This is a genomic window from Polymorphum gilvum SL003B-26A1 (genome assembly GCF_000192745.1).
Classification (GTDB): domain Bacteria; phylum Pseudomonadota; class Alphaproteobacteria; order Rhizobiales; family Stappiaceae; genus Polymorphum; species Polymorphum gilvum.
This window is the reverse complement of record NC_015259.1, coordinates 4,170,551-4,193,528: the sequence shown is the minus strand read 5'-3', so window position 1 is coordinate 4,193,528 and position 22,978 is coordinate 4,170,551. Positions and strand designations below refer to the sequence as shown.

The 22,978-nt window shown below is 65.5% G+C and carries 27 protein-coding genes; 18 read left to right on the top strand and 9 right to left on the bottom strand.

What is annotated here, in order from left to right; all coding sequences use genetic code 11:
• Positions 1 to 45: 45 nt before the first annotated feature.
• The 8 genes from SL003B_RS19545 to SL003B_RS19510 are packed head-to-tail and all read left to right on the top strand — an operon-like array spanning position 46 to position 6,510.
• Complete coding sequence (locus SL003B_RS19545; protein WP_013654604.1) at positions 46 to 1,320, top strand: flagellar hook protein FlgE; 1,275 nt, start codon at positions 46 to 48, stop codon at positions 1,318 to 1,320.
• Between the two features lie 33 nt (positions 1,321 to 1,353).
• Positions 1,354 to 2,844, top strand: coding sequence for a flagellar hook-associated protein FlgK (gene flgK, locus SL003B_RS19540; RefSeq protein WP_013654603.1), 1,491 nt, complete (start codon positions 1,354 to 1,356; stop codon positions 2,842 to 2,844).
• Positions 2,845 to 2,849: 5 nt separating this feature from the next.
• Positions 2,850 to 3,899, top strand: a complete 1,050-nt coding sequence (locus tag SL003B_RS19535) for a flagellar hook-associated family protein (protein ID WP_013654602.1) — start codon at positions 2,850 to 2,852, stop codon at positions 3,897 to 3,899.
• A 58-nt stretch (positions 3,900 to 3,957) separates the two neighbouring features.
• Positions 3,958 to 4,308 (top strand): flagellar biosynthesis regulator FlaF, encoded by a 351-nt coding sequence (gene flaF, locus SL003B_RS19530; protein WP_013654601.1) that lies wholly within the window; start codon positions 3,958 to 3,960, stop codon positions 4,306 to 4,308.
• A 4-nt stretch (positions 4,309 to 4,312) separates the two neighbouring features.
• A complete protein-coding gene (gene flbT, locus SL003B_RS19525; RefSeq protein WP_013654600.1) occupies positions 4,313 to 4,729 on the top strand; it encodes a flagellar biosynthesis repressor FlbT in 417 nt (138 codons plus the stop codon).
• A gap of 11 nt (positions 4,730 to 4,740) precedes the next feature.
• Positions 4,741 to 5,136, top strand: coding sequence for a flagellar hook assembly protein FlgD (flgD, locus tag SL003B_RS19520; protein WP_013654599.1), 396 nt, complete (start codon positions 4,741 to 4,743; stop codon positions 5,134 to 5,136).
• Between the two features lie 2 nt (positions 5,137 to 5,138).
• Positions 5,139 to 5,405, top strand: a complete 267-nt coding sequence (gene fliQ, locus SL003B_RS19515) for a flagellar biosynthesis protein FliQ (protein WP_013654598.1) — start codon at positions 5,139 to 5,141, stop codon at positions 5,403 to 5,405.
• A 40-nt stretch (positions 5,406 to 5,445) separates the two neighbouring features.
• A complete protein-coding gene (locus SL003B_RS19510; protein WP_013654597.1) occupies positions 5,446 to 6,510 on the top strand; it encodes a DUF4424 domain-containing protein in 1,065 nt (354 codons plus the stop codon).
• 17 nt (positions 6,511 to 6,527) lie between these two features.
• On the opposite strand, the gene SL003B_RS19505 is transcribed toward SL003B_RS19510, so the two are convergent.
• Together SL003B_RS19505 and SL003B_RS19500 are read right to left on the bottom strand one after the other, a co-directional pair.
• Positions 6,528 to 6,995: a hypothetical protein gene (locus tag SL003B_RS19505; protein WP_041375647.1), complete on the bottom strand. Its 468-nt coding sequence runs from the start codon at positions 6,993 to 6,995 to the stop codon at positions 6,528 to 6,530.
• Between the two features lie 41 nt (positions 6,996 to 7,036).
• Complete coding sequence (locus tag SL003B_RS19500) at positions 7,037 to 8,593, bottom strand: right-handed parallel beta-helix repeat-containing protein (RefSeq protein ID WP_013654595.1); 1,557 nt, start codon at positions 8,591 to 8,593, stop codon at positions 7,037 to 7,039.
• A 181-nt stretch (positions 8,594 to 8,774) separates the two neighbouring features.
• On the opposite strand from SL003B_RS19500, the gene flhA reads away from it, so the two are divergent.
• Genes flhA through SL003B_RS19470 form a run of 6 tightly spaced genes read left to right on the top strand, consistent with a single transcriptional unit; the run spans position 8,775 to position 13,405 of the window.
• A complete protein-coding gene (gene flhA, locus SL003B_RS19495; RefSeq protein ID WP_013654594.1) occupies positions 8,775 to 10,865 on the top strand; it encodes a flagellar biosynthesis protein FlhA in 2,091 nt (696 codons plus the stop codon).
• Entirely contained in the window at positions 10,862 to 11,638 is a 777-nt protein-coding gene (gene fliR / locus SL003B_RS19490; RefSeq protein WP_013654593.1) for a flagellar biosynthesis protein FliR, read from the top strand. The genes flhA and fliR overlap by 4 nt, the downstream gene beginning before the upstream one ends.
• A 7-nt stretch (positions 11,639 to 11,645) precedes the next feature.
• Positions 11,646 to 12,083: a hypothetical protein gene (locus SL003B_RS19485; RefSeq protein WP_013654592.1), complete on the top strand. Its 438-nt coding sequence runs from the start codon at positions 11,646 to 11,648 to the stop codon at positions 12,081 to 12,083.
• Positions 12,084 to 12,098: 15 nt separating this feature from the next.
• Positions 12,099 to 12,548, top strand: coding sequence for a rod-binding protein (locus SL003B_RS19480; protein ID WP_013654591.1), 450 nt, complete (start codon positions 12,099 to 12,101; stop codon positions 12,546 to 12,548).
• Positions 12,549 to 12,554: 6 nt separating this feature from the next.
• Positions 12,555 to 12,953 carry a hypothetical protein gene (locus tag SL003B_RS19475; RefSeq protein ID WP_049792619.1) on the top strand — a complete coding sequence of 133 codons (399 nt, stop codon included), beginning with the start codon at positions 12,555 to 12,557 and terminating at the stop codon, positions 12,951 to 12,953.
• A complete protein-coding gene (locus SL003B_RS19470) occupies positions 12,950 to 13,405 on the top strand; it encodes a hypothetical protein (RefSeq protein WP_013654589.1) in 456 nt (151 codons plus the stop codon). Before SL003B_RS19475 ends, SL003B_RS19470 begins: the two co-directional genes overlap by 4 nt.
• 339 nt (positions 13,406 to 13,744) lie before the next feature.
• Here the strand turns inward: SL003B_RS19470 and SL003B_RS19465 are convergent, their stop codons facing one another.
• The 7 genes from SL003B_RS19465 to motA are packed head-to-tail and all read right to left on the bottom strand — an operon-like array spanning position 13,745 to position 19,187.
• Positions 13,745 to 14,224, bottom strand: a complete 480-nt coding sequence (locus SL003B_RS19465; RefSeq protein ID WP_013654588.1) for a hypothetical protein — start codon at positions 14,222 to 14,224, stop codon at positions 13,745 to 13,747.
• Positions 14,224 to 15,300 (bottom strand): flagellar biosynthesis protein FlhB, encoded by a 1,077-nt coding sequence (flhB, locus tag SL003B_RS19460; RefSeq protein WP_013654587.1) that lies wholly within the window; start codon positions 15,298 to 15,300, stop codon positions 14,224 to 14,226. The genes SL003B_RS19465 and flhB overlap by 1 nt, the downstream gene beginning before the upstream one ends.
• Positions 15,301 to 15,346: 46 nt before the next feature.
• Positions 15,347 to 16,381, bottom strand: a complete 1,035-nt coding sequence (locus SL003B_RS19455) for a flagellar motor switch protein FliG (protein WP_013654586.1) — start codon at positions 16,379 to 16,381, stop codon at positions 15,347 to 15,349.
• A 16-nt stretch (positions 16,382 to 16,397) separates the two neighbouring features.
• Positions 16,398 to 16,808, bottom strand: a complete 411-nt coding sequence (gene fliN / locus SL003B_RS19450) for a flagellar motor switch protein FliN (protein ID WP_013654585.1) — start codon at positions 16,806 to 16,808, stop codon at positions 16,398 to 16,400.
• Positions 16,805 to 17,356, bottom strand: coding sequence for a hypothetical protein (locus SL003B_RS19445; RefSeq protein ID WP_013654584.1), 552 nt, complete (start codon positions 17,354 to 17,356; stop codon positions 16,805 to 16,807). The genes fliN and SL003B_RS19445 overlap by 4 nt, the downstream gene beginning before the upstream one ends.
• A complete protein-coding gene (locus SL003B_RS19440; protein WP_013654583.1) occupies positions 17,337 to 18,281 on the bottom strand; it encodes a flagellar motor switch protein FliM in 945 nt (314 codons plus the stop codon). Before SL003B_RS19440 ends, SL003B_RS19445 begins: the two co-directional genes overlap by 20 nt.
• 3 nt (positions 18,282 to 18,284) lie before the next feature.
• A complete protein-coding gene (motA, locus tag SL003B_RS19435) occupies positions 18,285 to 19,187 on the bottom strand; it encodes a flagellar motor stator protein MotA (protein WP_013654582.1) in 903 nt (300 codons plus the stop codon).
• 178 nt (positions 19,188 to 19,365) lie between these two features.
• On the opposite strand from motA, the gene SL003B_RS19430 reads away from it, so the two are divergent.
• Genes SL003B_RS19430 through fliI form a run of 4 tightly spaced genes read left to right on the top strand, consistent with a single transcriptional unit; the run spans position 19,366 to position 22,908 of the window.
• Positions 19,366 to 20,151, top strand: a complete 786-nt coding sequence (locus SL003B_RS19430) for a DUF1217 domain-containing protein (RefSeq protein ID WP_013654581.1) — start codon at positions 19,366 to 19,368, stop codon at positions 20,149 to 20,151.
• Positions 20,152 to 20,154: 3 nt separating this feature from the next.
• On the top strand, positions 20,155 to 20,880 hold the full coding sequence (flgF, locus tag SL003B_RS19425) for a flagellar basal-body rod protein FlgF (protein ID WP_013654580.1): 726 nt from the start codon (positions 20,155 to 20,157) through the stop codon (positions 20,878 to 20,880).
• Positions 20,877 to 21,599, top strand: coding sequence for a hypothetical protein (locus SL003B_RS22480; protein ID WP_013654579.1), 723 nt, complete (start codon positions 20,877 to 20,879; stop codon positions 21,597 to 21,599). Before flgF ends, SL003B_RS22480 begins: the two co-directional genes overlap by 4 nt.
• Positions 21,586 to 22,908: a flagellar protein export ATPase FliI gene (gene fliI / locus SL003B_RS19415; RefSeq protein ID WP_013654578.1), complete on the top strand. Its 1,323-nt coding sequence runs from the start codon at positions 21,586 to 21,588 to the stop codon at positions 22,906 to 22,908. The genes SL003B_RS22480 and fliI overlap by 14 nt, the downstream gene beginning before the upstream one ends.
• Positions 22,909 to 22,978: the final 70 nt, after the last annotated feature.

Sequence of the window (22,978 nt, the reverse complement as noted above, 5' to 3'; positions counted from 1 at the left end):
CGCGGTTGAATGTCTCTCGAAAAGTCTGGAAACGGGAGACGTTCCATGAGTCTTTACGGCGTTATGCGCACCGGCGTGTCGGGTATGAATGCCCAGTCGAGCAAGCTCGGCACCGTCGCCGACAACATCGCGAATTCGAGCACCACCGGTTACAAGCGTGCGGCGTCGGAGTTCAGTTCGATGATCCTGTCGCAGGGCACGGGCACCTACAACTCCGGCGGCGTGAAGGCGCACACGGTCTACGCGATCTCCCAGCAGGGCGCGATCAGCTACACCACCTCAGGCCTCGACCTCGCCATCGACGGCAATGGCTTCTTCGTCGTCGCCGATCGGGAAGGGTCGACCGCGCTGACGCGTGCCGGCTCCTTTGTGGTCGACAGCAAGGGCTACTTGGTCAACACCGCCGGCTACTATCTCCAGGGTTATCCGATCGGGAACGGCGGCACCGTCGCACCGGTCGCCAACGGGCTCGGTGGGCTGGAGAACGTCAACGTCTCGCAGAGCAAGCTTGAGGCCGTCCCGACAGACAGCGCCCTGCTGTGGGCGAACGTGCCGGAAGATGCAGCCATCGTTGCCGCCGCCGACCTGCCGTCCGCCAACGCGGCCACAGCGACCTATTCGGCCAAGACCTCGCTGATCGTCTACGACAATCTCGGCAACGCGGTGACCCTCGACATCTACTATTCGAAGGCGACCGAAACGGCCGCCGACAGCGACTGGGAGGTGACGATCTACAACGCCGACGACGCCGCACCCGGCGGCGGCTTCCCCTATGGCGCGCCGGCGCTCGCGACCCAGACGATCACCTTCGACCGGACGACCGGCAACCTGGCGGCAGCCAGCCCGACGGACATCACCGTCGCCGTGCCGAACGGCAGCACCTTCGATCTCGACATGTCCGGCATGACCTATCTCAATGCCGACTTCACCATCACCGAGGTGGACGCCAACGGCAACGCGCCGAGCGCGGTGGAGAGCGTGGAGTTCGCCGACGACGGGACGCTCTTTGCGGTCTATGCCAACGGCGACCGGCGCGCGCTCTACCGCATCCCGCTCGCCGACGTCCCCAGCCCGGACAAGCTGACGCCGCTGTCCGGCAACATCTACACCGTTTCCAACAACTCGGGCGAGGTCCGCGTCGGCTTCCCCGGCGAGGGCGGTCTCGGCAGCCTCACCGTCGGCGCCCTGGAGAGTTCCAACGTCGACCTCGCGTCCGAACTGACCTCGATGATCGAGTCCCAGCGTGGCTACACCGCCAATTCCAAGGTGTTCAAAGCCGGCTCGGATCTGCTCGAGGAACTCGTCAACCTGGTCCGCTAACGCGCCCGCCACCGCGCACGGGAGATCCCAGCCATGAGCCTTTCGGTTGCCCTGCAGGTCGCCCAGTCCGCGCTTGCGGCCCGACAGACCGAGACCGCGACCGTGTCCCGCAACATCGCCGGGGCGCAGGATCCGGGCTACACGCGCAAGTCCGTCGTGCTGAGCACGGTGGTCTCGGCGAGCGGCCAGACCGGCGGCGTCCGGGTCGACGGGATTGCCCGCACCACGGATTCGGCCCTGTATAACTCGCTCGTCAGGGCGACCTCGGTGGCGACCTCGCAGCAGGCGATCGTCGAGGGCCTGGACAAGCTGAACCAGACCGTCTCGGACACGGAACTCGAGCTGTCGCCGGCGGCCGCCCTCGGCAAGCTGGAGATCTCGATCCAGAACTACGCCTCGGACCCGGGCAACGCGATCCTGGCCCAGACGATGCTGGATGCGGCCAAGGACATGGCCACGACGCTCAACGAATACACAGCCCTGGTCCAGAACGTGCGGGCGGAAGCCGACGCCGACATGGCGTCGTCGGTCAAGACGATCAACAATCTGCTGTCGCAGCTCGAATCGCTGAACACGATCATCGTCAAGGGCACCCAGGGGGGCGCTGACGTCAGCGACGCCCTGGATGCCCGCGACAGGGTGCTGCTTTCCTTGTCGGAGGAAATCGGCATCTCGACGCTGACCCGCTCCGACGGCGGCGTCGTGGTCTACACCGACGGCGGCGTGACGCTGTTCGAGACCACCGCCCGTACTGTCAGCTTCACGCCGACAAACACCTATTCGGCAGCGACGGTCGGCAATGCTGTCTATATCGACGGCGTGCCGGTGACCGGCGCAAACGCCATCATGCCGATCTCCAGCGGCCGCCTGCACGGTCTCAGCGAACTGCGCGACGACATTGCCGTCACCTATCAGAGCCAGCTCGACGAGATCGCCCGCGGCCTCATCGAGGCCTTCGCCGAAAGCGACCAGAGTGGCGGCGGCGGTCCGGACCAGGCAGGCCTGTTCACTTACGCCGGCGCGCCGGCGGTCCCGGCAGCGAGCACGCTGGTTGCCGGCCTTGCCGGCGACATCCGCATCAGCGCCAGCGTCGATCCGGACCAGGGTGGCAATCTCGACCTGCTGCGCGATGGTGGCATCTCGGATCCACTCAATCCGGACTACGACTACAATCCGGGTGACCTGGCCGGCTATTCCGACCGCCTGCAGCAGTTCCTCAACGCCTTCAATCAGCCGAGGGTCTTCGACGGCGGCGTGGAACTGGATCCGACCGACACGTTGAAGGGCTTCGCCAGTTCCTCGGCAAGCTGGCTGCAGCGCGAGCGGCAGACCGCGACCAGCAACCTCGAGGTCCAGGCGGTCATCGTGACGCGCACGGCCGAATCCCTGTCGAACGCGACGGGCGTCAATCTGGACGAGGAAATGACCCGGCTGCTCGACATCGAGCGGGCCTATGCGGCGGCGGCAAAGCTGATCGCCGCCGTCGACAGAATGCTTGAAGACCTCCTGACCGCCGCGAGGTGACTGCCATGAAGACGACCTACATCTCGACATTCACGCTTTCCGACACATCGCGCGGCCTGCTCATGAAGCAGTCGGCCAACCTGGCCAGGCTGCAGGTCGAAATGTCCACCGGCCGCAAGGCGGATATCGGCCTCGATCTCGGCAGCCGGACGGGCGAGGCGATCGCGCTGCGCTCCGAGCACACGCGGCTCAATGCGATCATCGACACCAACGCCCTGGCCGCCTCCCGACTGGACGTGACCCAGGCCGCGCTTGGCGACGTGCTGGGCACGGCGCAGTCGTTCCTGGCCACTCTGGTGGGCGTGCGCGACAGCGACGGCAGCGCCTCCGTGGCCAAGGGCGAGGGACAGGGCGGACTGGACCTGCTGATCTCGCGGCTGAACACGCAGGTCAACGGCAACTATCTGTTCGCCGGGCTCAACACCGACGTCGCGCCGATGGCGAACTATTTCGAAACGCCGGCGGCCTCGAACAAGGCTGCGGTGGATGCCGCCTTCGTGGCGCGCTTCGGCTTCTCCCAGGACGATCCGGCAGTGTCGACCATTTCCGCGGCGGATATGGACGACTTCCTGACCAACTTCTACATGCCGCTGTTCGACGATCCCGCTTGGGGCGCGGACTGGTCGAGTGCCTCCAACGACGCAGTCAGCAGCCGGATCTCGGCGAGCGAGACGCTCGGGATCTCGGTCAGCGCAAACGAGACGGCGTTCCGCACGCTCGCCGCGGTCTTCACGATGCTGGCCGATCTCGGCACCGGCCAGCTCGGAGAAGCCGCCTACGGCGCGGTCGTCGACAAGGCGATCGGCCTGCTCGGGGAGGCGATCGGCGGCGTCACCGACCTGATGAGCAGGATGGGCATCGCCCAGGAACGGGTGTCGAACGCCAGCGACCGCCTCGCGATCCAGGCCGGCATTCTCAACCAGCGCATCAACGTGCTGGAGAACGTCAACCCGGAGGAGACCGCGGTGCGGCTCAACACGGCGATCACCCAGCTCGAGACGACCTATGCCGTGAGCGCGCGGATCCAGCGGCTCAGCATCCTCAACTACCTGTGACGGCCGGCCTGCGCGGACCGTCCGCACGGCCGGCTCCCGGAGCAACGAGAGAGGTTCCATGTACAGCTTTTCCTATGCCCAGACGATCGACGACCTTTGCGTCGACCAGCGCAGCGACGAGCGGCAGGCGATGGACATCGTGATCGCCCAACTGGAACGGGCCCGCGAGAAAGGCCTGAAGTCCCGCGAAGCGGTCGAGGCCATTTTCAACACCCGCCGGCTGTGGAGCTTCTTCATCGAGAGCCTCGCCGACGATGCCAACGAACTGCCGCCGTCGTTGCGGGCGGACCTGATCTCGATCGGCATCTGGGTGATCAAGGAGGTCGAACGGGTCCGGCAGCGGGAGACCGAAACGCTGGACGCGCTGATCGACGTCAACGCGATGGTCCGCGACGGATTGAAAGGCTGATCCCATGCATATCGCCCTGAAGGCCGGTGAACGGCTCTACATCAACGGCGCGGTGTTGCGCGTCGATCGCAAGACGAGTCTGGAACTCATGAACAACGCGGTCTTCCTCCTCGAGAACCATGTCCTGCAGCCGCATGAGACCACGACCCCGCTGCGCCAGATCTACTTCGTGCTGCAGTCCATGCTGATGGATCCGGCTTCGGCCGATCAGGCACGCGACCTCTATCTGATGCTGGTCGGCTCCGCGCAGCGGACCTTCGCCAACCGCGACATCCTGGCCGCACTGGACGACGTCGTCGACCTGGTGGAGGCCGATCGCGCCTACGAGGCGATGAAGCTGATCCGCGGCCTCTATCCGCTCGAGGCGGCGATCATGTCCGGCGGCGAGACCGCCGCCGTTGCCGAAACCGAAGCGGCCTGAGGGAGAGTGCCATGACCGTTTCCAGCGTTTCCCAGGCGACGACGGCGACCACGACGTCCGTCAGCGCCACCGACCAGCTGACGCTCGACTACAACGCCTTCCTGCAACTGATGCTGGCGCAGATGAAGAACCAGGATCCGACCGACCCGGTCGACTCGACCCAACAGCTCGCGCAGCTGGCAACCTTCTCGCAGGTCGAGCAGGCGATGAAGACCAACACCAAGCTGGAGGCCATGCTGACCAACATGTCCTTCGGCCAGGTCGACGACCTGATCGGACGCACCGCGACGGATGCGATCGGCACCACCGGCGTCGTGACCTCGGTCGAGGTCTACAGCGACGGCACACTGCTCGGGCTGGACAACGGCAAGGGCATCCTGCTCGGCCCCGGCGTCAAGATCTCCTGACCATGAACGAAGCCGACGCCCTCGACCTCGTGCGCAGCGCGATCTGGACAATCATCGTCGGCTCGGCCCCCGCGATCGTGCCGGCCATGGTGGTCGGCATCGGCATTGCGCTCATGCAGGCGCTGACGCAGGTCCAGGAGGTCACGCTGACCTTCATTCCCAAGATCGTTGCGATCCTGGTCATGATCGTCATCGCCGGACCCTTCATCGGCGCGCAGATCTACGCGCTGACGGCGCTGGTCTACGGGCGCATCGAGACGGGCTTCTAGGTCTGCGGCGGAACGGCCGCTTTCCGTCCGGGAGGTCGGCGTGGCAAGATGGCGGCAGCCGTTCATGCCGGCCATCGACACCGGCCATCGGGAGACCGCAGCCATGTTCCGCCTCATTGCTCTTGCCGTGCTTGTCCTCGCCGCCGGTCCGGCGGCGGCCAACGATTCGATCGCCGAACTGAAGACCGGTGGTCTCGTCCTCGTGCGGACCGACGCGATCTCCATGGACCGCGAGGATCTCTTCATCTCGCTCGACGAGATCCAGGTCGCCTACCGGTTCCGCAACACGACCGACGCCGACGTCGACACCATCGTCGCCTTCCCGATGCCGGAGATCCAGTACAATCCCTATGGCGACACGGCGTTGCCCGATACGGCAAACGACAATTTCCTCGGCTTCAGCGCGACCGTCGAAGGCGTGCCGGTCGACATCGCTCTCGAGCAGAAGGCCTATGCGGCCGGGCTCGACGTCACCGACCTGCTCAAGCGTCACGGTGTTCCCCTGTTTCCCTTCGGGGACGAGGCTTTCGAGGCGCTGAAGGCGCAGACGCCGGCGACGCTCAGGGACTGGGAGAGCCGCGGACTGGTCTTCAACGACCGCTATGACGTCGGCGACGGCGTCAAGGACCATCCGACGCCGGCCTGGACGCTCCGGTCGACCTACTGGTGGCGGATGACGTTCCCCGCGGGTCGCTCGATCATGGTCGAGCATCGCTACAAGCCGAGCATCGGCGGCACGGCCGGCGTCAGTTTCTTCCAGGATGGCCGCTTCTCGGGCGAGACGCATGCCGACTACCGGGAGCGTTACTGCCTTGACGAGGCGTTTGAACGCGCGATCCTGCGTGAGACGCGTGCGCGCGGAGCCGACTATCCGCCGTTCTACGAAAGCCGGATCGCCTATGTGCTCAAGACCGGCGGCAACTGGGCGGGCGGTACGATCGGCACCTTCCGCCTGACGGTCGACAAGGGCTCGACGAAAAATTTCGTCAGCTTCTGCGCCGACACTGTGCGCAAGGTCGGACCGACGACCTTCGAGGCGACGCAAACCGATTTCTATCCCGAGCGCGACCTGGAGGTGTTGTTCCTCAGGCCAGCCGACTACTGATCCGCCTCGCTCCGCGGTCATCGCGGCGACAGCTCGATCTCCCTGTATCCGGTCCAGGTGCCGCCTTCGTCGCCGCGAACGGAAAAGCCGGTAACGCACAGTCGTCCGGCACCTTCGATCTGCGAGGGATCCTGCATCGGCAGGATCAGCAGTAGCTGGCCCGGCCCGGGCTGCAGCACCCGGCCGTCGGCCGATGTCGCGAGAACGCGGTTGATCTGCTCCCTCCGGTCGTACTCCGGCCCGCTCACCGCGCCGAGCAGGACGACGGCCCGACCGGGCCAGCTCCGCGTCCGGCCGGCACTGCCGGACAGGCCCGGCGTGCCGGGGAGGGTGAGCGGCGCGAGCCAGTGATGGGCCTCCACGACCCCGCAAATCTGTTCCGCGCCAAGCGGCGGCAAGGGGGCAGCGGCAGCCGGCAGCGCCGCGGCGCCCGCCAGGGAGCCTGTTGCGACCAGGCGAGCCAGCCAAAGGATAGGACGCGGCATCTCAGGATCTCCTTGCAAGCCGGGTGGCATCGCGTCCCGGTTCAGGGTGTTGTGCGCAGGTCGGCGACCAGGGCTTCGCTCAACGGATGGCGATCGACGCTGGAGCCGCCCTGGATCGGCTTCGCCGCTTCCGATATGCCGTCGCCGTTGCGGTCCGCGAAGCCCTCTGCCTCCTCGTCGAAGTCGTCGTGGCGGTTTCCGTGCGTGCCGTTGTCCCAGCGGTTCGACGCCGGTTTCAGAACGGCAAGATAGCTTTTAAGGATTTCGGTGCGCATCGCCGGGTTTCGGCGCAGCTGTTCCTTGACCGCTTCAGGATAGGGCAGTGCGTCGATGACGCCGGCCATATCATCTGCCGTCAGGGTCCGGCTGGAGGAATCGAAGGCGTTGACCTTGTTGCCTGTCAGGTCGTTGAGGGCGACCAGGTTATTGGCCGCAGCCTTCGTCAGCGGATTTTCGCCGCCGATGCGAATGCCGAACTCGGTGTTATCCGTAACCTGGTTTCGTTCAATCACGTTCTCGTTCGAACTTATAATGTAGACGCCAATTTGGTTGGTCCGGGTGATGTTGGAGACAACGCTGTTTCGGTCGACCGTGTCGAGGCCGATCCCGGCGCCGAAATTGTCGTGACTGTCGTTGCCGCGGACAATGCTGTCTTCGACCAGACAGAATAAGTAGATCCCAGTCCCGATATTCTCCCGCTTCACTATGGCTTCCGACTTGCCAGCCAGGCCAGCGGTTATCGTATGCTCCACGGCGGCGATGGCTTCCAGGTTGGGCTTGCGTTCGATGCCGGTCAGATGGACGTCGTTGTTCTCGACAATGATCCGACGGCTATGCCACGTGACCGAAATTCCGAAGGTGCCGTTGCCGCGGACATGATTGTCAGCGATCATGACATCTTCTGACCGTTGCGCTTTTTTCGTGTCGGCGGCGAGGTCCGCCACCGCTTTCGGATCGTTCAGCCGGGCGAGAGGCGATTCCTGCATGGAATGCAGGACATCAACGACAATGCCGTTGCTGTTGCGCAGGACTGTATTCCGGCTCAGGCGGTGTTCGCGGCCACCCATCACCTTAATCCCTTCGCGCAGATTGTCTTCGACGAGCGAGTCTTCGACGGTCGATCCACGGCCGCCGAACATCAGGATGCCCCAGTCGTTGCCATAGACATGCAGCTTGCGGAGGCTGACGGCATCGGCTTTGACATGGACACCCGCATCGCCCCAGAACCAGAACAGGTTCGATGTGGTACCTGAATGGGTCAGGGCGATATTTTCGACGGCTACGTTGGGCGAGGTGATGGTCAGCACCGTGCCCTTGCCGCCACCGTCAAGAACCGGGGGCTCATCGCCTGCCGAAATGCCGACCAGGGTAAGCGGCCGGTCAATGACGAAGTTGCCGACAATGGGGCCGCCTTCGACTTCCAGCCGGTCGCCGCCGCGGGCAGCGGACAGCGCGTCCTGCAGGGAGGCGTGATCCCGGCCGCTGGTCAGGTTGCGCACGAGCGCGTCGCCGGCGGCGTGGACCTGAACCGTCGCGCCGGCTGCAACGATGCCGATCAGAATCGCTATGGCTCGGATCGGACCGACGAAGACGCGCATGGCCTCTCCCCCTCTGGTACGCAGGATGCTGTGATTGACACTTCCTAACTTTAAACTATCGCACAGCCGCGGCTGTGCACATTGACGTCCATCAACCCGGACGTCGGAGACGGCGGGCACCATGTTCGCACAAGCTTCGCGGCCCATTCTCCCCGGCGAGCGCCGCCAATCGGGAGACCCCATGTCCGAGACAGTTGTATCCACCATCGGCCCCGACACTCCGGAGAGCCGGCGCGACATCGGCTTCGCCATCGGCATCGTGCTGATCCTGGCTGTCCTGTTCCTGCCGATCCCCCCGTTCCTGATTGACATCGGCCTTGCCCTGTCGATCGCCCTGTCGGTGCTGATCCTGATGGTCGCGCTGTGGATCCAGAAGCCTCTGGATTTCTCTTCCTTCCCGACGATCCTGCTGATCGCGACCATGTTGCGCCTGTCGCTCAACATCGCCACCACGCGCGTGATCCTGGCCAACGGCCACGAGGGGCTGACCGCGGCCGGCCACATCATCAACGGCTTCTCGCAGTTCGTGATGAGCGGCGACTTCGTCATCGGCCTCATCGTGTTCGCGATCCTGATCACGGTGAACTTCCTCGTGATCACCAAGGGCGCGACTCGCATCGCCGAGGTCGGCGCCCGCTTCACCCTGGACGCTATCCCCGGCAAGCAGATGGCCATCGACGCGGACCTGTCCGCCGGCCTGATCAACGACAAGGAGGCGCAGCGCCGCCGCCGCGAACTGGAGGAAGAAAGCACCTTCTTCGGCGCCATGGACGGCGCGTCCAAGTTCGTTCGCGGCGATGCCATCGCCGGCCTGATCATCACCGCGGTCAACATCCTCGGCGGCATCGTCATCGGCGTCACCCGCTACGACATGAGCGTCGCCGAAGCGTCCGACGTCTTTACCAAGCTGTCGGTGGGCGATGGCCTCGTGTCCCAGATCCCGGCGCTGATCGTGTCGCTGGCGGCCGGCCTGCTCGTCTCCAAGGGCGGGACCCGCGGTTCGGCCGACAAGGCCGTGCTCGGACAGCTCGGCGCCTATCCGCGCGCCCTGTTCGTCGCTGCACTACTGATGGTGGTGCTGGCCCTGATGCCCGGCCTGCCGACGGTTCCGTTCGCGCTTCTCGGCGCGCTGATGGCCTTCATCGGCTATACGATCCCCAGACGCCTTGCAGAGCAGAGGCAGGCCGAGAAGGCCAAGGCCGAAGCCGCCGAGGCCAAGGCGAAAACGGACGGCCGCGACTCGGTCAAGGACTCCCTGAAGACCTCGGAGATCGAACTGTGCCTCGGCAAGCAGGTCGCTGCGCAGCTGCTCGCCGCGCATGGCGAACTGGCGCGCAGGGTCGGCAAGATGCGGCGCAAGTTCGCCGAGCAATACGGCTTCGTCGTTCCCGACATCCGCGTCTCCGACAGCTTGACCCTCGATCCCAAGAGCTACCAGATCCGCATTCACGGCACGGTGGTGGCGGCGCAGGACCTGCGGGTCGGCGAACTCCTGGTCATGCCCGCGGAAGAGCAGAAGCTGCCCGTGCTCGGCGACCCCACCCGCGAGCCCGCCTTCGGCCTGCCCGCCTTCTGGGTGCCGATGGCCTATCGCGAGGAGCTCAAGCGCGAAGGCCTGACGCCCGCCGACAACAACACCGTCATCCTGACCCATCTGAGCGAGGTGATCCGCAACAACCTGCCGCAGCTTCTGTCCTACAAGGACATGCGCAACCTGTTCGACCGCCTCGATCCCGAATATCGCAAGCTGATCGACGACATCTGCCCGTCGCACATCTCCTATTCCGGCCTGCAGGCGGTCCTCAAGCTTCTGCTGTCCGAGCGCGTCTCGATCCGCAACCTGCACCTGATCCTCGAGGCGATCGCGGAAATCGTGCCGCACGTGCGGCGGTCCGAGCAGGTGGTCGAGCACGTGCGCATGCGCATCGCCCAGCAGATCTGCGGCGACCTTGCCGAAGGCGGCCCGCTCAACATCCTGCGTCTCGGCAACCGCTGGGATCTCGCCTTCCACCAAAGCCTGAAGCGCGATGCCAAGGGAGACGTGATCGAGTTCGACATCGAGCCGCAGTTGGTGGAGCAATTCGGCTCCGAGATGTCGACGGCGGTGAAGACACACATGAAGGCCGGCAAGCGCTTCGCCATCGTCGCCGCGCCTGACGCCCGACCCTATGTGCGCATGATCGTCGAGCGCATGTTCCCGACCCTGCCGGTGCTGTCGCACCTCGAAATCGCGCGCGGCGTCGATGTCGTCACCCTCGGCAGCGTGTCGTGACCGGGGCCGGCCTGCTGTTGACCCAGTTCGGCCCGCAGGCGGTCCTGGCCACCTTTCTGTTGTTCTGCCGCATTGGGGCCTGCCTGATGGTCATTCCCGGCTTTTCCAGCGACCGGATCGCGGTGCGCATCCGCCTGCTGGTGGCGGTTGCGGCGACGCTGGCCCTTGCGCCCCTGCTGCTGCCGGTGATGTCCGAAGCCCTGCCCGACATGAGTCTCGCGACGACCGTGCGGTTCATCGTCGCCGAACTGTTCGTCGGCCTGCTGATCGGCCTGCTCGGACGCGCGTTCATGGCAGCGCTGGAGACCATCGGCACGCTGGTGGCGATGGCGATCGGCATGTCCAACATTCCGGGAGTCGCCATCGACGGAGCCGACGCCCTGCCGCCGCTGGCGAGCCTCATGACGCTGACGGCGACGGCCCTCATCTTCATTTCAGGTCACCACTGGGAGGTGTTCCGCGGTCTCGCCGCCTCCTACGAGACCCTCCCGCCCGGCGGCGCCATCAGCCTCAGAAGCGGGCTGGAGCAATTCACCGAGCAACTGGCGACCACCTTCGTCCTGGCGTTGCGCATCGGCAGCCCGTTCATCGTCTACAGCGTCGTCGTCAACTTCGCGATCGGACTGACCAACAAGCTGACGCCGCAGATCCCGGTCTATTTCATCGCCATGCCGTTCGTCATCGCGGGTGGCCTGTATTTCCTGTTCGTCGCCGTCGTCGAGGCCATGACGGTCTTCCTCGACGGCTATGTCACCTGGCTGAAATTTGGTTGAGGCAGAAATGTCAAAGAGCAGCACCGAGATCGGGCGCATCCTGAAGCTCCAGCGGCAAATCCACCAGCTGTCTGCCTGGATGCTGGTCAATCTGGATCGCCAGGACGAACAACTGGCGGAGCGTCAGGAGCGGGTCCTCAAGGCGCTGTCGGAAGGCGAACTCGCCCTCCACGACCGCTTCATCCGCAACGCGTCGCAACGGCTGAAGAGCATCGCCGAGGAACAGGCCCAGCTGACGGCGGCGCGCGAGAAGGTCGAGGCGGAGATGGCACGCCAGGGCCGGATGCTGAAGGTCACCGAGCGGCGCCTGCAAACCGTCGCCCGGCTCGAGCGTCAGGCCGTCGAGAACCGGCGGCTGACAGAACTCCTGGAACGCCATCTTGGAAGCGGAGCGCAAGCCTCCGGCAAGCTGGAACCGCTAGCATCCGGTTCCGTGGACGCTTGAAGAGAGGCTCGAACCATGGCGATCGCACCGCCGACCGATCTTGTTCTCGACGTCGCCCGGGCAGCCGACCCGCAAGCGCTGAGAGCCGCGGCTGACAAGTTGCAGCGCCTCGCCTATGCGGCGGGACCGGGATCGGAATCCTTCTCCGAAACGCTCGGGCAGGCGTCGAGCGACGCCGTGCCGGTCCATCTGCGGTCCAGCGCTGCCAGTGCCCGGGTCGCCATGCACAACGAAACGACGCTGGCCGGTCGCGCCGCATCGCCGGTGCAGAAGTTCGAGGCGCTGGTGCTGCAACAGTTTGTCGAATCGATGCTGCCCGACGATGCCGAGTCCGTCTTCGGATCGGGAACGGCTGGCGGCATCTGGAAATCCATGCTCGCCGAACAGATCGGCACGCAGATCGCCGCACGAGGCGGCATCGGCATCGCCGAGATTCTGTCAACGACATTGAAAACCAGGACCTGAGCGACCATGACGCAGCTTCCGGCAAAACCGCTCTCCTTGCCTTCCCCCCCCGAGGCCGTTCTGGCTCCCCTTCATGCCGCGATCGCGCGGGCGCAGGCGGTCGTCGAAGCCGAGACCGAGGCGCTCCGTCGGCGCGCCGGCATCGACCTGAAATCGTTCGAATACCGCAAGAGCCAGGCCTTGCTCGACCTCGACCGCGCCCGTCGAAGCCTTCCGTCCGAAGGGCTGGACCGCAGGACGTCCGAACAGCTCGGCATGTTGCGCATGCGGTTGGACGAGAACATGGCGCTGCTGTCGACGCATATGTCGGCAGTGCGCGAAATCGCCGACGTGATCGCAAAGGCCATGCTGGAGGCGGACTCCGACGGCACCTATTCCCGACCGGGTTCGGGGTGCCTGCCATGATGAAGTTGTTTCTCGCGGGCCTCTGGGTAACAGCGACCGCACTGGCGTCCAGCTACGGCGCCGTACAGTGGACGACGGCCCGTACCGTCGAGAACGAGGCGAAGGCATCTTTCGGCGGCATCGACTATGAGACGATCCGACCGGTCAACGTCCCGATACTCGAGGACGGTGCGTTGCGCGGCTATGTGGTCGCACAGCTCGTCTTCACCGCTGATGCCGATACGCTGAAGGCACTGGCGGTGCCGCCGCATCCGTTCATCGTCGACGAGGCGTTCCGACTGCTTTACGCGGACGAAAGCCTGAACTTCCGCAGGCTGGAGCGCTACGACCTTGATTACCTCAAGACGCGCGTCCGCGATGCCGTCAACGCCCGGATCGGCGAGGCAGTGATCCGTGAGATCCTGGTCGAAGAATTCAACTATTTCGCCAAGGAGGACGTCCTCTCGCACTGACCGTGAATTTCCGGCCTGTCCGGAAGCCTTCCCCACGGCCCGACCCGCCCGGTCGGCCAGAGCCGCCCACGGCTCGACCCACTTACCGCCGCTCTAGAAGCGGCGGTCTTTTTTTACGACGAACTGGCCAGCGCCGAACGCAACGGGCGCGGCTGCGGACAGGCGGTGCCGGAGGGGGTAACGCTGGCGACCGAACGCCACCGGTCACCACCGACATCGGTATCGCCAGCGGCCTGGCACAGCCGGGTGCCCCGACGGCAACGCGCGTCTTTCCGCTGCTGGCCTTGAGTTCGGGTCGCTTGGCTGTTTCGGCCGAGCGGACCTGCCCGGCCGGGCCATTCAGTTCGCCAACGGCTTGAGGCGGGCGTCCATGATCGCGTCGATCAGACGCCGGGTGTTCTCCTCCGGGTCTTCGGAGGGATCGGCGAACTCGATGTGGTAGATGTCGACACCGGCCCCCTTCGCATGGAGCACGAGACCGAAGTAGATCCACACGCCGTTGTTGCGGAACTCTAGGTCGAGGCGCACGGTCGGCGTTGTGTCCCAATCCAGGTCGATATTGGCGCCAAGGCCGTAGCGCAGGGTCTCGTTCTTGAAATAGAGCTCGGTCGACGACTTCACCAGGTCGGAGATGTTGGCGTGCTTCTCGGTGCGCACGAAGGCGATGTAATCGGTCGGATCGACGAGGCGCAGTTCCGACGCGACGTCGTGCACGGCCTGCGCAAGGGTTTCCTCACGGGCCCGTCCGCTGCCGGATAGGCGTGGCGTTTGACTGGCGGAACCCTTGTGCATCAGATGGCCTTCAAACAGTTCGTGCATCACACGACTTTCTCCATCTTGCGCGAATACACGTAACAGATGACCTCCGCAACCATCCGATAGAATTGCGGCGGGATCATCCGGTCGATTTCAGTGCTTGCATAGAGCGAGCGGGCCAGTTCCCGGTTCTCTATGACCGGGATGTCGTTGTCCTCGGCGATCTGGCGGATCTTCAGCGCGATCAGGTCCTGACCCTTGGCGACGACGATCGGCGCAGCGGTTTCGTCACGGTCGTAGCGCAGGGCGACCGCGAAATGGGTCGGATTGGCGATCACGAGGGTCGCCTTGGGAACGGCCGCCATCATCCGGTTGCGCGCCCTGTCGCGTGCGAGCGAGCGCTGGCGGGCTTTCACCAGGGGGTCGCCTTCCGTCTGCTTGTGCTCGTCCTTGATCTCCTGCCGGGTCATACGCAGATTCTGCCGCCAGTGCACCCTGGCCCAGACGAGGTCGAAGGCGACCAGAACGATGGTCGCGATGCAGATGCCCGACAGCAATCGCATGGCCAGGTGGAGAATCGTCTCGGGAAGCGCGCTGGGGTCGCTGAACATGGCGTTCACCAGGCCGGCTTCGTTGGCCCTGAGCAGCAGCAGGGCAATGAGACTGATCGCGCCGAACTTGAGCAGCGCCTTGCCGAATTCGACGGCGCCCTGGATCCCGAACAGGCGCTGCCAGCCCTTGAGCAGGGACAGGCGCGACGGATCGGGCTTGATGCGGTGGCCGACGATGCGCGGCGCGTTCTGGAACCAGGCCGCGGCAAGGCCGGCGACGGCCAGCGTCGCCACGATCGGGGCGAGAAAGCGTCCGGCCTCCAGGGCCAGCGCGTGGGTGAGGAGAAGGGCGTCTGCGCCGTTTCCAAGGGTGAATCCTCCTGCATCGTCGATCAGCCCCGAGAGGCCGGAAACGAGGCGCCGCGCTCCCGTGACGGTGGCGAAGCTGCCGATCAACAGGATCGCCAGGAAGGTTGCCAGGACCGATGCCTCCTTGGAGGTGGGGGTGTTGCCCTTCTCGATCGCGTCCCGGATCTTCTTCTCGGTCGGCTCTTCTGTTTTCGTTTCCTTGTCAGGTTGGTCCGACATGCCTTTTCCCGTCTAGCGGCCTCGGTCCGGTCGCATGTCGCACCGCCTAGCTGAAGTAGGCGTTGTCCTCCTGCTTCGGATTGAGCTCGATTTCGCCGCGACCGGCCATTTCCAGGGCCAGGTCGGTGATCGAGGAGCGGGCCTGCAGCACGTCGCGCTGCCCCGCAGGCTCGCCACCGGACAGTTCGTGTTCGACGATGCGACGGGTCCTTGAGGTGAGCGAGGACAGGATCACCTCCCGGAAGGTTCGCTCGGTGCCCTTCAGCGCCATGACGATCCGGTCGGTCGGGATCTGGTCGAAGATCGCCATCCGCGTGCGTGCGTTCAGGTTGACGATGTCGTCGAAGGTGAACAGCAGGCCCTTCAGCAGTTCCGCCGACTTGGGCCGCGCCTCGGTCAGGCTGCTGAGCGCTTCCTCCATGTGGTCGCGGTCCATCTTGTTGAGAATGTCGGCCATGCGGGCGTAGGAATCCGCCTCCATCGTGCCCGACAGGTTCAGCATGAAGTCCTCGTGCAGGGTCTTCTCGACGTCGCGCATGATCTCCTGCACGATGGCCTTGATCGATAGCATCCGCCGCATGAGTTGGTTGCGCAGCGGTGCCGGCATCTGCCCGAGAACCTTGGCGGCCGCGCCGGGGCGGATCTTCGACAGGATCAGCGCGGCGGTCTGCGGATGCTCCTTGGCCAGATAGTTGGCGAGCACCGTTTCCGACACGGTGGCGATGCGGTCCCAGATCGAGCGGTTCGAGTTGCCCAGCACGTCCGACATGATGTCGGCGACCTGATCGTCCGGCAGCACGCCCTCGAGCAGCTTCTCGACCTCGCCGGCAGTGCCGAACAAGGTCGTGCCGTTGGCGAACTGGGCGATGAACTCCTCGGCCAGTTTGTCGAGTTCTTCGGCCGCTACGGTGCCCAGCTGGGCGGCCGCCACAGTAATGCGCCGGATCTCTTCCTGGTCGAAGTGCTGCAGCAGACGGCGCGAATTCGGTTTTCCGAGCGCCAGCAGCAGGGCCGCGACCCGCTCGGTTCCGGACAGGGCCCGAACGGGCAGCATCGGCGTGAGGTTGGCATTGACGGTCATGTCGGACGGTCCGTTTTCAGGCATCCAGGGTCGTGGACTGGGCACTGATGATCTCGGTCAGGGAGACGCCGAAGCGCGAGTTGTCGTCCTCGACCACCACCACCTCGCCACGTGCCACCACGCGGCCATTGACGACGATGTCGACCGGTTCGCCGACCCGATGGTTGAGCGGGATGACGGCGCCGCGTCCGAGCTTGAGCAGGTTGGCGACCAGCATGGTCGCCGAGCCGAGCACGACCTGGATGTTGACCGGGATGCCGAGGATAGTGTCGAGGTTCCGCTCGTCGCCGATGAGGTCTTCGGTACCCATGCGTGCGGCCTTGCGGCCGCCGCTCTCGATCTTCGCGAAATTGGCCGGACCGGCGGCGTTGATCGTCTGCTTGCCGGCAGGGGTGTGATCGTGGAAGGTTTCGGTCGTGTCGCTCATAGCAGGTCATCCTTGCGGTTCATCGTGACGGACCGGAACGGTCCGGAGGAGAAATCGTCAATCCGATGGATCTTCAGTTCAGGCCCGACGACGGCCGCAGCGGTCAGCGGATGCGCGCCGGTGCCGCCGCGCGGGCGTCGCTGGGCGCCTTCGGAAGTGCTGGCGGCGGCCTGCTTGTCGGCGTCGTTCGGCTGGAAGCGCTCGGCCGACCGGCCGAGCGCCGTTTCCGCGGACAGACTTTTCAGCTCTGCGCGCAGGATCGCCTGCTGACGCTTGGCCTCGCGGGTCAGGGCGTCGATCTCGGCGATCAGGTCGCGGGCATCGTCCATGCGCGAGCCGAGGGCGTTGAGCACCTGCGATCCGCGCACGTTGAGTTCCTGGATCGACACCTCGATGCCGTCGAGCGCCAGCGCGGTCTGGTCGAAGATCCGCTGGTAGTCGGCGTGATAGGCTCCGAGGCGCCGCAGTTCCCGATACATCGAGACGGTCTTCAGGCTTGTGATGGCAAGCGCGATAAGCAACGCGGCGTCAACGAGATAGGAGATCATCGACGATGTCCTTTTCCAGATGGATCAGGTCCTCGACCTGAAGTGTGTAAGAGCCGTCCAACTGACCGAGCAGACAGTTGAAGATCGGTTGTTGGTTGCATTCCAGTTTCACCGGGCTGCGTGGCGTCGCCTGCAGTTCGATGATCTGTCCGACCTGCAGGTTGGCGATTTCGCCCAGGGTCAGTTCCCGCTCCTCGAGCACGGCCTGGAGGCGCACCTCGGTGCGCTGGATCTCGGTCTGGAAATGCTGCGTCCACTGCTTGTCGCGGCCGGACATTTCTCCCGACAGCACCTGCGACAGGCGCTGGCGCAGCGGGTTGAGCGTCGAATGCGGCATGACGACGAAGATCTCGCCGCCACGGCCGATCGCCTGCAGCAGGAGCCGCGCGACGACAGCCGGATTGTTGCGGCGGCCGACCACGGCGAAGTCCATCCGGCTCTCGACCCGCTCGATCTTGAGTGTGGTCTCCGCGATCGGGCTGAACGACTCCTGCAGGGCCTTTGCCGCCACCTCGAACACCGAGCGCGCGATGCGTGTCTCGATGTTGGAGAACGAGCGTTCCTCGTCGATCGGCGGTTCGGTTCCATCGGCACCGAACAGGACGTCGATCATGGTGAAGATGAAGTCCCGGTCGAAGCCGACCAGCATACGGGTGTCCCATTCGGGCGAATAGAGCACCGCGACCAGCGCGTTGGCTTCGTACTCGTCGAGGACGTCGCCGATCCGCTCGTTCTCGATGCAGCTCACCGAAATATAGGACGGCGAGGTCGACTTCTGGCGCATGGCGTCGGCGAACACGCGGGCCATCCGGTCGAAAAGGACCGGCAGCATCGGCAGGCGGTCGACGGAGATCCCGGCGGCGTCAAGGAGCCGGTCGGTGATCTGGGCCCGCTCGGCGCCCATGGACGTGGCTGTCTCGATCATGGATCAGGCCGCTCCCTTCTGCGGGATGTCCTGGACGGTTTCGCCTAGACCGCCGCCGGAGTTCATGGTCTCGTTCTCGACCTCGTCGATGGTCGGACGGTCGTAGGCCGAGATGGTCTTGCGACCGTGCTCCAGGGCGATCTGCGGGGGCGCGCCGTTCATGAACGCCAGCAGCGACTGCTTGACGATGATGTACGGACGTAGGCGATGCTCGCGCACGCCCTTCACCTTGTGCGCGACCGGCGCCACGAGGGCATAGGACAGGAAGATGCCGACGAAGGTACCGACCAGAGCGGCGCCGATCAGCGAACCGAGGATCTGCGGCGACTGGTCGATCGCTCCCATCGCCTTGATCACGCCGAGCACCGCGGCGACGATGCCGATCGCCGGCAGGGCCTCGGCCAGCGCGCTCAGCGCGTAATAGGGCTTCAGCTGATCGCGATGGATGGTCTGCAGTTCCTCGTCCATCAGCGCTTCGATCTCGTGTGCCCGCGCGTTGCCGACCAGGATCAGCCGGAAATAGTCGCAGACGAAGGTCAACAGGCCGCTGTTGCGGTAGACCGTCGGAAAGCTGCGAAAGATCTCGGACTCCTGCGGGTTCTCGATGTGCGGCTCGACCTCGTTGCGGCCCTTGGCGCGCAACTCGCGCATCAGGGCGTAGAGCAGCGCCAGAACGTCGAGGTAGTCGCGCTTCTTCGGCACCGCGTTGAACACCGCCTCGCGCGTCGAGCGCAGGGTGTCGACGATCGCTTTCATGGGGTTGGCAACGAAGAATGTGCCCAGGGCGACGCCGATGATGATCACCAGTTCCCAGGGTTGCCAGAGGACGGCGACCTTGCCGCCCAGGGCGGCGAAGCCGCCGATCAGCGAGACCGCCGCGATGATCAGGCCCAGTATGATTGTCACCTGCCAGCTCCTGCATGGTGCGTGTGGAAAGTCGATGCTGGCAGGCTAGGTGGCGAGGCTTGCCCGAAGCTGGCCCGAAACTGGCTGGCGGAAGGTCAGCCCTGCGCAAGCATGGGGCTTGAGGATCGGGCGAGTTCGGGCTGGAGCGGCCGCCTGGCAACCGTTGAGGATGCATTCGATGATCAGCACCCTGCTGCAGTATCAGATGGTCTCGACCAACATGACGCGTTCGCTGGACACGGTGGCGTCGGAGCCGACCGTCAGGCGCGAGAGCGAGTATTATCTGGCCAACATCGGCAAGGCCAAGAGCATCGACGACTTCCTCGGCGACGACCGGCTGTTCAAATATGCGATGAAGGCGTTCGGTCTCCAGGACATGGACTACGCCAAGGCGTTCATGCGCAAGGTCCTGGAAGAGGGTACGGACGACCGCAATTCCTTCGCCAACAAGCTGGCGGACGATCGCTACCGACAGTTCGCCGAGACGTTCAATTTCACCCGCTACGGCGATGCGGCGACGGCCTTCACGCGCGCCCAGCAGGGGGTGGTCGATGCCTACGTACGCCAATCCCTGGAGATCCAGAACGGCGAGAGCAACGAGGGCGTGCGGCTGGCGCTCTATTTTTCCCGTAAGGCCGAGACGATCGACAGCGCCTACGACATTCTCGCCGACCGGGCGCTGGCCCAGGTCGTCTACGCCGCCCTCGGCCTGCCGGACGAATTTGCCATGGCCGACGTCGACAAGCAGGCGGCCTTCATCGAGAAGCGCCTCGACCTCGAGGACTTCAAGGACCCGCAGGCCGTGGAGGCCTTCCTGAAGCGCTTCACCACGATGTGGGATCTGGCCAAGGGACCGCCCCAGGCATCCGTTCCCAATCTCATCTTGTCGGGCTCGTCGGCGACGGTCGGCGTCGGCCAGGACATTCTCACCAGCCTCCAGGGCCTCAAACTCGGCGGACTCTGATCCATGCAATCTGCACTCTACGTGGCCCTTTCGGCCCAGGTCTCGCTGTCGAACCGTCTCGAGACGGTCGCCCGCAACGTTGCCAACATGAACACGGCCGGCTACCGCGCCGACGAGATCAAGTTCGCCGAGGTGCTGTCTAAGGCCGGCGCCGACCCGGTCAGCTTCGCGACCGCCGGCGAGCGGTACATTTCCCGCCAGCACGGCGGCCTGACGCGGACCGACAATCCGCTCGACGTTGCCGTCGAGGGCGACGGCTGGCTTGCCGTCCGCACCGGCGCCGGCGTCGTCTACACCCGCGACGGGCGGATGAAGATGGACAACGACGGCGTGCTGCGGACGCTCAACGGCTACGACGTGCTCGACGCCGGCGGACTGCCGATCCTGCTCGATCGGGAGGGCGGCATGCCGGTCATCGGCCGCGACGGCACGGTGACCCAGGGCGAGGATGTCGCGGGCGCGCTCGGCCTGTTCCGCATCGACGAGCGCGCCAAGCTGACCCGGTTCGACAATTCCGGCGTGATCCCCGACATTCCGGCCGAGCCGATCCAGGAGTTCACCTCGTCGGGCATGGTCCAGGGCTACGTCGAAGGCGCGAACATCAACCCGATCCGGGAACTGACCAAGCTGATCATGATCACCCGAGCCTTCGAGGGGGCGACGAGCATGATCGAGGCCAGCGACCGGTCCCAGGAACAGGCGATCCGTGACCTTGGAGAGGCATCGTGACTGCGGTTGCAGAAGTCGGCAACCAGGCGTCCGCAGCTCCCCGGCCGGTGCCGCTGCCCCGCCCGAAGCCGGCCGGGACGCCGGCCGCTGACGGGACAGCAGCAGCCTCGTTCGGCTTCGCCGACCTGGTCGACCTGGTCAATCCGCTCCAGCACATTCCGATCGTCAGCGACATCTACCGCGCCGTGACCGGCGACCGGATCGCCGACGGCCCGCGCTATGCCGGCAATGCCCTCTACGGCATGGCCCTCGGCGGCCCGATCGGCATGGCCGCCATGCTCGCCTACACCGCCGTGGGACAGGCGGTCGAATCGGGAGCCCTGCCCGTCGCGCCACAGGCGGGCGAGGCGCCGGCGCCTGCAACAGGTCCCCTGTCGCAGGCGCCGGTCGCCGCCCCCGGCCCGGTTGAGCGCAGCAGTCTTGCGACAGAAGACGGCGCCGGTGCGATGCCGGTGTCCGACCGGCCGCTCGGCGTCACGGTCGGGGCCGCCACCGATCTCGCACGCCGTGCGCCCATCGACCTGCTCGCCTGGCTGGACGGTCCTGCCCGCGTGTCGGCGCCGGCCGGCGATGCGGCGCCAGCCGGCGTTTCCGCCCGCGCCTCGGACACCGATCCGCTCGAAAACGTCGTCTCCCATCCGGCAAACCGCCTGCCGCTCGAGGTCCTGGAAACCCTGCGCCAGCGTCATCAGGAACGCGGAGCCCATGAACCGGCTTGATCGTCTGGCGCTGGCGGTGGCCGGCGCACGCAAGGAAGTCGACCCCGTCCGCATCGGCGGTCGCGTCACCCAGGTCACGCCGGGTTCAGTCCGCATCTGCGGCCTGTCGCGATCCGTCTGTCTCGGCGATCTCGTGGTTTTGTCGGGCAAGGGCGGCGAGCGGCGCAGCGAGATCATCCGGCTCGACGAACAGGATGTGCTGGTCAAGCCGTTCGACAGCCATGTCGACATCGCAATCGGCGCCCGCGCGTTTCGCAAGGGCAGCCTGACCATCCATCCGCACGAAAGCTGGAAGGGGCGCGTCATCGATGCCCTTGGCCATCCCGCCGACGATCGCGGCGTGCTGCGGCCTGGGCCGGCGGCGATGCTGCCCGACTGCGATCCGCCGGCCACGCTCGAACGCGCTCGGATCCGCAAGCCGGTCCGGACCGGCGTCCGCGTCATCGATCTGTTCACGCCCCTGTGCGTGGGGCAGCGCATCGGCATCTTCGCCGGCTCGGGTGTCGGCAAGTCAACCCTGCTCGCCATGCTGGCCGGTTCGGGCGATTTCGACACGGTCGTCGTCGGCCTGGTCGGCGAACGCGGACGCGAGGTGCGCGAGTTTGTCGAGGATGTCCTCGGTGAGGCCCGCGAGCGGTCGGTCGTGGTGGTCGCCACGGGCAACGAGAGCGCCATGATGCGCCGCCTTGCGCCGAAGACGGCGATGGGCGTCGCAGAATATTTCCGCGACCTCGGGCAATCGGTGCTGCTCATCATCGATTCGGCCACCCGCTTCGCCCATGCGGCGCGCGACGTCGCCATGGCGGCGGGCGAGCCGCCTGTCGCCCGCGGCTATACCCCCAGCGTGTTTTCCGATCTGACGCGGCTGCTGGAGCGGGCCGGACCGGGGGGAGAAGGCAAGGGGGCCATTACCGGCATCTTCTCGGTGCTGGTCGACGGCGACGACCACAACGATCCGGTCGCCGATACCCTGCGCGGCGTGCTCGACGGCCACATCGTGCTCGACCGATCGATCGCCGACGCCGGCCGCTACCCGGCCGTGGATGTGCTGAAGTCCGTGTCGCGCCTGTCGCAGCACGCGTGGAGCGCGGAGGAACGCGAACTGATCCTCCGGCTCAAGGCGATGATCTCGCGCTTCGAGGACACGCGCGACCTGCGACTCATGGGCGGCTACCAGCCCGGCAGCGATCCTGCCCTGGACAAGGCCTGCACCCTTGTGCCGAGGATCTACGAGGCCCTACGGCAGGACGCGAGATCGGCACAGGTGGGCGATCCGTTTGCCGATCTGGCGCGGGCGCTGTCGGCGTGATGTCGGAGGGATGCCGGAGTCATGTCGGCCCGATGTGAGACTGACATGGGCCAGCACCGGAGGGTGCCCG

Bases quoted from the DNA above. Each gene is read 5' to 3' on its own strand.
- SL003B_RS19475 (WP_049792619.1), top strand. From the start codon at position 12,555: ATGACGCAGCTTCCGGCAAAACCGCTCTCCTTGCCTTCCCCCCCCGAG.
- SL003B_RS19430 (WP_013654581.1), top strand. From the start codon at position 19,366: ATGATCAGCACCCTGCTGCAGTATCAGATGGTCTCGACCAACATGACG.
- SL003B_RS19440 (WP_013654583.1), bottom strand. From the start codon at position 18,281: ATGATCGAGACAGCCACGTCCATGGGCGCCGAGCGGGCCCAGATCACC.
- fliI (WP_013654578.1), top strand. From the start codon at position 21,586: ATGAACCGGCTTGATCGTCTGGCGCTGGCGGTGGCCGGCGCACGCAAG.
- SL003B_RS19455 (WP_013654586.1), bottom strand. From the start codon at position 16,381: ATGACCGTCAATGCCAACCTCACGCCGATGCTGCCCGTTCGGGCCCTG.
- flhA (WP_013654594.1), top strand. From the start codon at position 8,775: ATGTCCGAGACAGTTGTATCCACCATCGGCCCCGACACTCCGGAGAGC.
- flgK (WP_013654603.1), top strand. From the start codon at position 1,354: ATGAGCCTTTCGGTTGCCCTGCAGGTCGCCCAGTCCGCGCTTGCGGCC.
- flbT (WP_013654600.1), top strand. From the start codon at position 4,313: ATGCATATCGCCCTGAAGGCCGGTGAACGGCTCTACATCAACGGCGCG.
- flhB (WP_013654587.1), bottom strand. From the start codon at position 15,300: ATGTCGGACCAACCTGACAAGGAAACGAAAACAGAAGAGCCGACCGAG.
- fliN (WP_013654585.1), bottom strand. From the start codon at position 16,808: ATGAGCGACACGACCGAAACCTTCCACGATCACACCCCTGCCGGCAAG.
- SL003B_RS19480 (WP_013654591.1), top strand. From the start codon at position 12,099: ATGGCGATCGCACCGCCGACCGATCTTGTTCTCGACGTCGCCCGGGCA.
- flgD (WP_013654599.1), top strand. From the start codon at position 4,741: ATGACCGTTTCCAGCGTTTCCCAGGCGACGACGGCGACCACGACGTCC.
- flaF (WP_013654601.1), top strand. From the start codon at position 3,958: ATGTACAGCTTTTCCTATGCCCAGACGATCGACGACCTTTGCGTCGAC.
- SL003B_RS19485 (WP_013654592.1), top strand. From the start codon at position 11,646: ATGTCAAAGAGCAGCACCGAGATCGGGCGCATCCTGAAGCTCCAGCGG.
- flgF (WP_013654580.1), top strand. From the start codon at position 20,155: ATGCAATCTGCACTCTACGTGGCCCTTTCGGCCCAGGTCTCGCTGTCG.
- SL003B_RS19535 (WP_013654602.1), top strand. From the start codon at position 2,850: ATGAAGACGACCTACATCTCGACATTCACGCTTTCCGACACATCGCGC.
- SL003B_RS19505 (WP_041375647.1), bottom strand. From the start codon at position 6,995: ATGCCGCGTCCTATCCTTTGGCTGGCTCGCCTGGTCGCAACAGGCTCC.
- SL003B_RS19500 (WP_013654595.1), bottom strand. From the start codon at position 8,593: ATGCGCGTCTTCGTCGGTCCGATCCGAGCCATAGCGATTCTGATCGGC.
- SL003B_RS19545 (WP_013654604.1), top strand. From the start codon at position 46: ATGAGTCTTTACGGCGTTATGCGCACCGGCGTGTCGGGTATGAATGCC.
- SL003B_RS19445 (WP_013654584.1), bottom strand. From the start codon at position 17,356: ATGATCTCCTATCTCGTTGACGCCGCGTTGCTTATCGCGCTTGCCATC.
- SL003B_RS19465 (WP_013654588.1), bottom strand. From the start codon at position 14,224: ATGCACGAACTGTTTGAAGGCCATCTGATGCACAAGGGTTCCGCCAGT.
- fliQ (WP_013654598.1), top strand. From the start codon at position 5,139: ATGAACGAAGCCGACGCCCTCGACCTCGTGCGCAGCGCGATCTGGACA.
- SL003B_RS19470 (WP_013654589.1), top strand. From the start codon at position 12,950: ATGATGAAGTTGTTTCTCGCGGGCCTCTGGGTAACAGCGACCGCACTG.